Source organism: Aquabacterium sp., from assembly GCF_014378415.1.
In the GTDB taxonomy this organism is placed as follows: Bacteria; Pseudomonadota; Gammaproteobacteria; order Burkholderiales; family Burkholderiaceae_C; genus Aquabacterium.
In genome coordinates, this window is the sequence record NZ_JACMNS010000198.1 from 1 (window position 1) to 2,288 (window position 2,288).

Consider the following 2,288-nt stretch of genomic DNA (forward strand, 5'->3'; position numbering starts at 1 on the left):
CGCAACCGCACCGAGTTCTACCGCCTGCTGCAAAAGCATGGCCTGACCCCGGGCGTGTTCCGCACCGATGGCCCTGTCGCCGAATAGCGACAAGCTTTTCTCTTTGTGAATCAAGCACTTGGCACCTCTTACCGAGGTGCTTGTCGGGCTGGCCCGACGCTTTGGCTGCTGCAGTGCGGCATTTTTGATGAGTTTGGCGACGGCCCATCACCAAGCTGTTGATTCACAAAGGTTTTTCAGCGTGGCACGCGCATTGCGAACGAGGGGCCCAGGCCCACTCTTTTTGCAATCGCCTTGGACCACCGCATGGACACCGCCGCCTCACGCCCCGCCGCTTGGACAGCCCGCACGCTGCCCGGCTGGGTGTTGGCGGGCGCCGCCTTGCTGGCAGGCTCGGGCCAGGTTCAAGCCTTCGATTTGAAAGACGTGGCCACCCAGGCCAAGCAACTGGCCGCCAAGCCCTACGCGCCCCGCCCATCCACCCTGCCCGACGAGCTGAAGGCCCTGAGCTACGACCAGGTCCGCGACATCCGCTTCAAGCCCGAGCGCGCCCTGTGGCGCCAGGACAAGTTGCCCTTCGAGCTGATGTTCTTCCACCTGGGCAAGCTGCAGAACCAGCCGGTGTTGATCAACGAAATCACGGCCAAGGGTGAGGTTCGCCACCTCGCCTTCAACCGCGACGATTTCGACTACGGGCAGAACAAGCTGTCGCCCCAAACCTGGGGTGATGTGGGCTACGCCGGCTTTCGCGTGCACTACCCCATGAACACCGCCAAGTACAAGGACGAGGTCGTCGTCTTTTTGGGCGCCAGCTACTTCCGGGCGATCGGCGCGAACCAGCACCACGGCCTGTCGGCGCGCGGCCTGGCCATCGACACGGTGGGCGGCCAAAGCGAAGAGTTCCCGCGCTTCTCAGAGTTCTGGATCGAGAAGCCCAAGGCCAAGTCCAAGTCGATCGTGGTCTACGCCTTGATGGAATCGCCCCGCGCCACCGGGGCCTACCGCTTCGAGGTCAAGCCCGGCATTGACACCATCACCGACGTGCAATCTCAGCTGTACCTGCGTGGCCCCGTCGCCACCTTCGGCGCGGTGCCTTTGACCAGCATGTTCCTGTCGGGCGAGAACCAACCGCGCCGTGGCGACTTCCGCCCCGAGGTGCACGACTCCGATGGCCTGATGGTCGCCACCGGCGAGGGCGAATGGCTGTGGCGCCCCCTGATTAACCCCAAGCAGACGCTGACGACCTCGTTCGCGATGAAGTCCCTGCGCGGTTTTGGCCTGATGCAGCGCGACCGCAGTTTCGCCAGCTATGAAGACGCCGAAGCGCGCTACGACCGCCGCCCCAGCGCCTGGGTCACGCCGCAAGGCGACTGGGGCCCGGGCCGCGTCGAACTCGTGCAACTGAACACGCCTGATGAAACCCACGACAACGTGGTCGCCTACTGGGTGCCCGCCAAGCTGCCCACCGCTGGCCAGCCCCTGAAGCTGTCCTACCAGATGCGCTGGCAAAGCGAGCAGCAGCAACGCCCGCCCACCGCCTGGGTGACGCAATCGCGCGTGGGCCAGGGCCTGGTTGCGCTGGCCGCCAATGAGCACCAGTACCTGGTCGAGTTCACCGGCCCCGCGCTGGACAAGCTGCCCGCCGACGCCGCCCTCAAAGCCATCGTCAGCAGCGATGCCAACGGCGAGATCGTGGAACGCAATCTTTACCGCAACGGGGGCAACCGCACCTGGCGCATGACCTTGAAGGTCAAACAGGTCAAAGACACGCAACCCGTCGAACTGCGCGCCTTTTTGCAACACGGCAACGTCACAGTGAGCGAGACATGGACCAACGTCATTCCTCCCCAATGAGCAGTGCGCCCCGGCCAGCCAAGGGCGTGAGCGCCTTCGGCCCCAGCATGCCGCTGCACGCCCGGGGCGCGATGGTGGCGCAACCCTGGCGCGGCTTCACGCGTGGCCTGGTCGATGCCGTCAAGGGCCGTGGCCCAGTGGTTGATGCGACCACGGCCAACACGGGCGTGGCCCCCGCCGCGTGGGAGCAGGCCGCGCGACTGCGCCGCCGCGTGCTGATCGCCCTGATCGCCTTGAGCACGGTGCTGGCCACCACGGTGCTGGCTTACTCGCAACCCACCTACGAACACCCCTTGCTGCAGTGGATACAGATCGGCCTGTTCGCGCTGCTGTTTGCCTGGGTCTCGGCCGGCTGCATCACCGCGGTGATGGGCTTTTGGGTGCTGGTCAAGGGCGACAAGCACGCGCTGTCCAAGACCACGGCCAGCAACCGC

The 2,288-nt window shown here is 65.4% G+C and carries 1 protein-coding gene and 1 pseudogene; both read left to right on the forward strand.

Going from position 1 to position 2,288, the window contains the following annotated elements:
• The first annotated feature begins 306 nt into the window (after positions 1-306).
• Positions 307-1,854 (forward strand): glucan biosynthesis protein G, encoded by a 1,548-nt coding sequence (locus H7225_RS16990; protein ID WP_290663977.1) that lies wholly within the window; start codon positions 307-309, stop codon positions 1,852-1,854.
• Positions 1,827-2,288, forward strand: a pseudogene (locus tag H7225_RS16995) (glucans biosynthesis glucosyltransferase MdoH); the annotation flags it as partial. The gene H7225_RS16990 and the pseudogene H7225_RS16995, both read left to right, overlap by 28 nt.

Coding starts and splice junctions, on each gene's coding strand:
- H7225_RS16990 (WP_290663977.1), top strand. CDS start 307: ATGGACACCGCCGCCTCACGCCCCGCCGCTTGGACAGCCCGCACGCTG.